Source organism: uncultured Pseudophaeobacter sp., from assembly GCA_905479575.1.
GTDB lineage: Bacteria > Pseudomonadota > Alphaproteobacteria > Rhodobacterales > Rhodobacteraceae > Pseudophaeobacter.
Genome location: CAJQNB010000059.1, coordinates 60,838 through 67,867, shown reverse-complemented (window position 1 = coordinate 67,867; position 7,030 = coordinate 60,838). Strand labels below are relative to the sequence as shown.

Sequence of the window (7,030 nt, the reverse complement as noted above, 5' to 3'; positions counted from 1 at the left end):
GGCAGTTGCACGGACATAATCCGCTTTATCTGCCAACCAAACTGATGCGCCAGCATGCACTGTCAGATGGCGACTGGGCGCGGGTCAGATCACCCCACGGTGAAATCACTGTCCCGGTGATGGAAATGGCTGCCTTGAACGAAAACACCGTCTGGACCTGGAATGCCATCGGGAAACGCAAAGGCACATGGGCGCTGGACAATGACGCACCAGAAGCCACCAAAGGCTTCCTGCTGAACCACCTGATTCACGAACTGCTGCCGCCCAAGGGCGACGGCATGCGCTGGGCGAACTCCGACCCCATTACCGGGCAGGCGGCTTGGTTTGACCTCAAGGTGCGTATCGAAAAAGCCGAAGCACCAAGAGAGTCGCGCCCCGAATATCCGCCCATCAAATCACCCGTTCCAAACGCCCCAAAGAATCTGGCATGGAAGGTCGGCAAATGAGCGGGACAGATTTTTTCAAAAGAATTTGCCTGGAATTTTCGAAAATTCCGGCGCTGAACGGTGAGGACATCGCATGACAACTTTGCCGCAATCAACCGACAAAAAACTAGGCCTCGTCATCGATCTGGACACCTGTGTCGGCTGCCATGCCTGCGTGATCTCCTGCAAAGGCTGGAACACCGAAAACTACGGAGCGCCGCTATCAGACCAGGACGCCTATGGCGCCGACCCTGCCGGCACCTTCCTCAACCGGGTGCATAGTTTCGAGGTGCAGCCCGCGGCCACAGCGGCGCAGCCCGCTCCGGCAGCGCAGCTGATCCATTTCCCCAAATCCTGCCTTCACTGCGAAGACGCCCCCTGCGTCACCGTCTGCCCCACCGGCGCCAGCTACAAACGGGTTGAAGACGGCATTGTTCTGGTCAATGAGAGCGACTGCATCGGCTGCGGACTTTGTGCCTGGTCCTGCCCCTATGGCGCGCGCGAGCTGGATCTGGCCGAAGGCGTGATGAAAAAATGCACGCTCTGTGTTGACCGGATCTACAATGAGAACCTGCCAGAGGTGGACCGCGTCCCCTCCTGTGTGCGGACCTGCCCTGCAGGTGCGCGACACTTTGGCGATCTTGGCGATCCAGACAGTGCCGTCAGCCAGCTGGTGGTTGAGCGCGGCGGCATGGATCTGATGCCCGAGATGGGCACCAAACCGGTAAACAAATACTTACCGCCGCGCCCCAAAGACAAACTGGAAGAGCAGATCGACATTCTGGCGCCACTGCTGGCGCCGGTCACCGAAACCCCCGGCGGCTTTCTTGGCTGGCTCGACAAGGCCCTCGACAAACTGCCAGGCCAGTCTTCCGGCCAGTCTTCCAGCCAGTCCTCGGATCAGTCTTCAGGAGGGACCGCCTGATGCATCCGGCACCATCCGTCATTCTCTTTACCACCCTCTCTGGCCTCGGATTCGGGCTGCTGGCCTTTCTCGGCCTCGGCTCCCCTGGCGTGACTGGCTGGGTGGCCTTTGTGTTCTACGCCATTGCTTATGCTCTGGCGGTCGGGGGGCTGCTGGCCTCGACCTTCCACCTTGGCCGCCCGGAACGCGCTTTCAAAGCCTTCAGCCAATGGCGCACAAGCTGGCTCAGCCGCGAAGGCATTTGCGCCGTGACGGCGCTGCTGGTGATGGGGCTTTATGCAATTGGCGCAATCTTTCTCGAAACGCACTGGCCTGTTCTGGGCGTGATCGGCGCCGGACTTAGTCTCGGCACCGTCTTTACCACCTCAATGATCTATACCCAGCTCAAGACCATCCCCCGTTGGCACATGCCGCTGACACCGGTGATGTTCCTCAGCTTTGCCCTAGCCGGAGGCGCCCTGCTGGCCGGACAAGAGCGCCTCGCGGTCTGGTTCTTGCTGGCGGCCGCAGTGGTACAGCTGGCCTATTGGTGGCAGGGTGACCGGGCCTTTGCCACCTCTGGCACCACCATGTCCAGCGCCACCGGTCTGGGCACCGAGGGGGGCACTGTGCGCGCTTTTGAGCCGCCCCATACTGGCAGCAACTATCTGTTGCGGGAATTTGTGCATGTGGTGGGGCGCAGACATGCGCAAAAGCTGCGGGCCATTGCGCTGATCCTGGGCTTTGCCGTGCCAGTCCTGTTTCTGGTACTGCCAGTGGACTCCAACTTGGTCAAACATCTGATGGCAGCCTTTGCTGTGCTTTCACATATGGCCGGGATTGCGGTGTCGCGCTGGCTGTTCTTTGCCCAGGCGGAACATGTGGTGGGATTGTACTACGGAAAACGCTAGGCGCAGCCCCTAAGTGGCGCTTTTCCTTCGCTCCAAATTCGCGCGGGGTAATCATCGGCGACGGCATTAGGGGCCAACCCCTCTGCACCTGCGGTGCATTCACCCCGAGGTATTTTGCGTAAGATGAAGCAGAGCTGCTGAGGAAAGCGCAATATGAAACAGGCCCCGCAAAGCTGCCGGGCCTGTTTCACCTAAAAGCAAACCTGCCTGACTGAGGTTTATAGAAGACCTGCGTGCGCCATGGCAGCGTCAATGGCGGCCTTGGTGCTGTCCTCAAGACCGGTCAGCGGAGAGCGGATTTCCTGGGAGCACAGGCCCAGTTTGCTGAGACCGTATTTGGCGCCTACCAAACCTGGTTCGATAAAGATCGCCTCGTGCAGGGGCATCAGTTTGTCCTGATATTCCAGCGCTTTGGCGTAGTCGCCCGCCAGAGTTGCTGCCTGAAATTCAGCGCAGAGCCTTGGCGCAACATTTGCCGTCACCGAGATGCAGCCAACACCGCCGTGGGCGTTAAAGCCCAGCGCGGTGGCGTCTTCGCCGGAGAGCTGGACAAAATCGGCACCACAGCTGGCACGCTGCTGGCTGACACGGGCGATGTCACCGGTGGCATCCTTGACGCCAATAATGCGCGGCAGCTTGGCCAGCTCTGCCATGGTGGCAGGCGTCATATCAACGATCGAGCGACCCGGGATATTGTAGATGATGATTGGCACATCGGCACAGTCATGGGCGGCCTGAAAATGCGCCAGCAAACCGCGCTGTGTCGGTTTGTTGTAATAGGGGGTCACCACCAGGGCGGCATCGGCGCCGACCTTCTGGGCAAACTCGACAAAACGAATCGTTTCGACCGTGTTGTTGGACCCGGCACCGGCAATCACTGGCACACGCCCGGCTGCGGCCTTGACCACCTCGGCGATCACCGCCTCGTGTTCCTCATGGGTGAGGGTGGGGCTTTCGCCGGTGGTGCCAACCGGTACCAATGCGCTTGAGCCTTCAGCAATGTGCCAATCAACCAAGCGTTTAAGCGCATCCAGATCCAACGCGCCGTTTTGAAACGGGGTGACGAGGGCTGGCATAGAGCCTGTAAACATGGGTGCGCTCCCTTAGCGAATGGTCGTGACAGGCGGAGGCCCGCCAACTGTGTGGAAATGACCGGAAATTGAGTTGATACCGGCCATTCTCGGATTATCGTCAATGGCTCTATCCCCGGATCCACTATAAAAGCAAGCCATGACACGCATACTGCTCCTGATATCGCTGATCCTGATGCTTGGATCCGTCGCAACAGCCCAGCCGCACCGGCTGGAACGGGCTCTGGAGCACCTGCGCGCGCAGGACTGGCCCCAGGCCCTGCAGTCCGCCGGAGCAAAAGGCTCCGTGGCCCGTGACGTTGTTGAATGGCACCGGTTGCGGGCCAAAGAAGGCACGGCTGAGGATGTGGAGAGCTTTTTGGCGCGACGGCCTGACTGGCCCGGTCTGCCCTATCTGCGGCGGCGCAATGAAGAGTTGATCATCGAGAAATCACACCAGCGCGTACGCGCCTTTTTTGCCGATCAACCGCCCCAGACCCCGGAAGGGGCCGCCAGCCTGGCCCGTGCGTTTTTTGCCAAGGGGCAGCAAAGTCAGGGCGAGGCGGAGCTGATCCGGGCCTGGCAAACCATGCCGATGAGCGCGGAGACCCAAGAGGCTTATATTGCGGATCATGCCACGCTTTTGAAGCCGCATCATGCCACCCGGCTGAGCCAGCTGCTGTGGGACTATCATGATCTCAGTGCGACGCCCATGCTGCCGCTGGTTGGCGCGGCTGAGCGCGCCCTGGCAGAGGCCCGCATTGCGCTGCAAAAACAGGCCACAGGAGTAGATGCAAAGATCAAAGCCATTCCGGCAGCACTGCAAAATGACCCAGGTCTGGCCTATGATCGTTTTGTCTGGCGCGACCGCAAAAACCGCCAGGACGATGCCATTGCCCTGATGATGGATCGCAGCACCAGCGCCAAGGCCCTGGGACAGCCGGAAAAATGGCTGCGCCGCCGTCGAGATCTGGCACGTCAACTGATGCGCGACGGAAAGCATGAACAGGCCTATCAACTGGCCGCGCATCATTTTTCCAGGCCAGAGGTTGGCTATGGCTATTCTGATTGCGAATGGCTTGCCGGGTATATCGCCCTGCGCAAGCTGAAGGACGCAGAACTGGCCGTCTATCATTTTGACCGGTTTCTTGCCTCTGTTGAGACGCCAATTTCCGTGGGGCGTGGCGGCTATTGGCTGGGCCGGGCCCATGCGGCTCTCGGCGAGGTGGACAAGGCCCATACGGCCTATGCAAAGGCCGCTGCCTACCAGACGTCCTTTTACGGGCTGCTGGCAGCAGAAGCCCTGGGACGCAGCTTTGATCCGGCGCTTGTGACACCGCCACAGCTGCCGCCCTGGCGCAGTGCTGCTTTTCTGGACACCTCGGTGGTTGAAGCCGCTTTGCTGCTGTTGCAAGCGGGCGAGCTGACGCTGGCAGAACGGTTCTTTACCCATCAGGTGGAAAGCCTGTCACCGCTTGAGGCGCAGCAGATGGGGCAGATGGCCGTTGCAATGAAAGAGCCACATCTGGCGGTGATGATTGCCAAACGCGCGGCCCAGGCCGGTGTAGAACTGCAAGGGGCCTATTACCCGCTGCACCCTGTTGCCCTGCAAAAACTGCCTATGGCCTCAGAGATGACCCTGGCAATTGCCCGGCGCGAAAGCGAATTTGACCCCCTGGTGGTCAGCCACGCAGGGGCGCGCGGTTTGATGCAGCTTATGCCAGCCACCGCCAAACTGGTGGCAACAGAGCTGGATATTCTGGCTAAACATGAAACCGCCCGCCTGACGGCAGAATGGGATTATAACGCCACATTGGGTAGCCAGTACCTGGCCGGGCTGGCGGCGGAATTCAACGGCAATGTGGTGATGATGGCGGCGGGGTATAACGCCGGCCCACGTCGCCCGATCGCCTGGATGAAGCGATACGGCGATCCCCGCAGCGGCAGCCCGAATATCATCGATTGGATCGAGCACATTCCCTTTAACGAGACCCGCAACTACGTGATGCGGGTCACCGAAAGCCTGCCTGTCTATCGCGCGCGGCTGGGCAAAACGCCTCTTCCAGTCCCCTTCTCAAAGGAACTGTCAGGCGCGAGCCTTGCGGCTTTCGCGCCACAAAGTGAATAGCCCGGCTGCGATGATGATCGCCGCGCCGCTTGCCACATTCAGACGGATCACTTCGCCAAAGATGCTGACACCCAGAATTGCCGCCCACACCAGGTGAAAATAGGCAAAGGGCTGCACCGCGCTGGCCTCTGCCATCTCGTAACATTTGATCAGCAACCAATGTCCGGTGACGCCAGAAACGCACAGCAGTCCCATCCACAGCCAATCCCCCTGGCTCATGGGCTCCCAGAACCAAATGCCGATCAAGGTCATAAACACCATGCCCGCGATCCCGGTCCAGAAAAAGCTGGTGGCGGTACTGTCGCGCCGCGCCGCATAACGGGTCACCAGCCCATAGACCGCAAACATCAGCGCCGAGGCAAAGGGGATCAAAGCCGCAGGATCAAAAACTCCGGTGCCGGGCTGCAGAATGATCAGCACCCCGATGAGCCCCACACCAATCGCCGCCCAGCGGCGCCAGCCCACGCTTTCGCCCAGCACCGGGCCGCTCAGCGCGGCAACCAACAGCGGATAGCAGATAAACACCGCCTGGCTTTCGACCAGCCCCAACAGGGTAAAGCCATAGACAGCGACGCAGATCTCGCCAACCAGCAGGACACCGCGAAAGATCTGCAATCCCAACTGACTGGTGCGGGCCACGCCTCTGATGCCCCCCGGCGTCCGCATCGCCAGGAACACCACAAAAGCCGCAAAAAACCAGTAACGCACCATCACCACCATATAGGTGTTGTAGGTGCCCGCCAGATGGCGCGAAATCCCGTCCTGCAGGGCAAAGACAATTGTCGCCCCAATCATCAGCAAAATGCCCATGGGCACATTATTGCTTTGAGGTGTGCTGCCAGCCGTTGCCGTGCTCATTCCAAACTCGCCTCTGTTCTGACCGCCTTGGTCATATGTCGTTTACGCCCAAATCCCGGCACCCGTGTCACGGTAAACCCTGCGGCTTCCAGCCCCCGCCGCACAAACCCTGCTGCCGTGTAAGTCGCCGCACTGCCCCCCGGCTTGGTATGATCCGCAACCGCCTGCAACAGATCCTGCTGCCACAGCTCGGGATTTTTCGCCGGAGAGAACCCATCCAGAAACCAGGCATCAACCACCCCTGTCCACTCTGGTAGCGACAGGCGCGCGTCGCCTGTGACCACCTCCAGCTGCAATGTCCCCAAATCACAGTGCCCGCTGCCCTGCCACTGTGCCAGAAACCGATCCGCCCAGGGCTGGATATCAGGAAAAGCCGCCAAAGCTTTCTTCATATCGGCAGGGGCCATCGGGAAGGCCTCAAAACTGGTGAACCGCAGCGCAGTCTGCTGTCCGCTCTGCTCCCAGGCGCGCCAGGTGGCCAACATATTCAGCCCGGTGCCAAAGCCCAGCTCAGCCACATGAAATTCAGGCGTAAACCGTGTTGGCAGATCATTGCCGCCCAGAAAAACATGGCAGGTCTCGGCCAGACCATCCTGGATCGAGAAATAGGGATCATCAAACTGATCCGAGACCGGAATGCGGTCTTCCCGCCAGCTGAGCTGTGCCTGCTGGTCCGCCATGGCAAAATCCCCTACATGAAGCCTGAAAACTGGCGCGACACTGGCGAAAGGCAT

Annotated in this window: 6 protein-coding genes and 1 pseudogene; 4 read left to right on the top strand and 3 right to left on the bottom strand. The window is 60.0% G+C overall.

Going from position 1 to position 7,030, the window contains the following annotated elements; all coding sequences use genetic code 11:
- From QZ268_RS15040 to QZ268_RS15030, 3 genes and pseudogenes are all read left to right on the top strand, one after another.
- Nucleotides 1-446, top strand: a pseudogene (locus tag QZ268_RS15040) (formate dehydrogenase); the annotation flags it as partial.
- A 73-nt stretch (nt 447-519) separates the two neighbouring features.
- Nucleotides 520-1,350 carry a 4Fe-4S dicluster domain-containing protein gene (locus QZ268_RS15035; RefSeq protein WP_295454293.1) on the top strand — a complete coding sequence of 277 codons (831 nt, stop codon included), beginning with the start codon at nt 520-522 and terminating at the stop codon, nt 1,348-1,350.
- Nucleotides 1,350-2,240 carry a DmsC/YnfH family molybdoenzyme membrane anchor subunit gene (locus QZ268_RS15030; RefSeq protein ID WP_295454291.1) on the top strand — a complete coding sequence of 297 codons (891 nt, stop codon included), beginning with the start codon at nt 1,350-1,352 and terminating at the stop codon, nt 2,238-2,240. The genes QZ268_RS15035 and QZ268_RS15030 overlap by 1 nt, the downstream gene beginning before the upstream one ends.
- Before the next feature lie 218 nt (nt 2,241-2,458).
- On the opposite strand, the gene dapA is transcribed toward QZ268_RS15030, so the two are convergent.
- A complete protein-coding gene (gene dapA / locus QZ268_RS15025) occupies nt 2,459-3,331 on the bottom strand; it encodes a 4-hydroxy-tetrahydrodipicolinate synthase (RefSeq protein ID WP_295454290.1) in 873 nt (290 codons plus the stop codon).
- Nucleotides 3,332-3,470: 139 nt separating this feature from the next.
- Here dapA and QZ268_RS15020 point away from each other — a divergent pair, with 139 nt between their 5' ends.
- Nucleotides 3,471-5,438: a lytic transglycosylase domain-containing protein gene (locus QZ268_RS15020; RefSeq protein ID WP_295454288.1), complete on the top strand. Its 1,968-nt coding sequence runs from the start codon at nt 3,471-3,473 to the stop codon at nt 5,436-5,438.
- Here the strand turns inward: QZ268_RS15020 and QZ268_RS15015 are convergent.
- Together QZ268_RS15015 and mnmD are read right to left on the bottom strand one after the other, a co-directional pair.
- A complete protein-coding gene (locus QZ268_RS15015; protein WP_295454287.1) occupies nt 5,397-6,296 on the bottom strand; it encodes a DMT family transporter in 900 nt (299 codons plus the stop codon). The genes QZ268_RS15020 and QZ268_RS15015 overlap by 42 nt on opposite strands.
- Nucleotides 6,293-6,976: a tRNA (5-methylaminomethyl-2-thiouridine)(34)-methyltransferase MnmD gene (gene mnmD, locus QZ268_RS15010; protein WP_295454285.1), complete on the bottom strand. Its 684-nt coding sequence runs from the start codon at nt 6,974-6,976 to the stop codon at nt 6,293-6,295. The genes QZ268_RS15015 and mnmD overlap by 4 nt, the downstream gene beginning before the upstream one ends.
- Between the last annotated feature and the right edge of the window lie 54 nt (nt 6,977-7,030).

Coding starts and splice junctions, on each gene's coding strand:
- QZ268_RS15035 (WP_295454293.1), top strand. CDS start 520: ATGACAACTTTGCCGCAATCAACCGACAAAAAACTAGGCCTCGTCATC.
- QZ268_RS15030 (WP_295454291.1), top strand. CDS start 1,350: ATGCATCCGGCACCATCCGTCATTCTCTTTACCACCCTCTCTGGCCTC.
- dapA (WP_295454290.1), bottom strand. CDS start 3,331: ATGTTTACAGGCTCTATGCCAGCCCTCGTCACCCCGTTTCAAAACGGC.
- QZ268_RS15020 (WP_295454288.1), top strand. CDS start 3,471: ATGACACGCATACTGCTCCTGATATCGCTGATCCTGATGCTTGGATCC.
- QZ268_RS15015 (WP_295454287.1), bottom strand. CDS start 6,296: ATGAGCACGGCAACGGCTGGCAGCACACCTCAAAGCAATAATGTGCCC.
- mnmD (WP_295454285.1), bottom strand. CDS start 6,976: ATGGCGGACCAGCAGGCACAGCTCAGCTGGCGGGAAGACCGCATTCCG.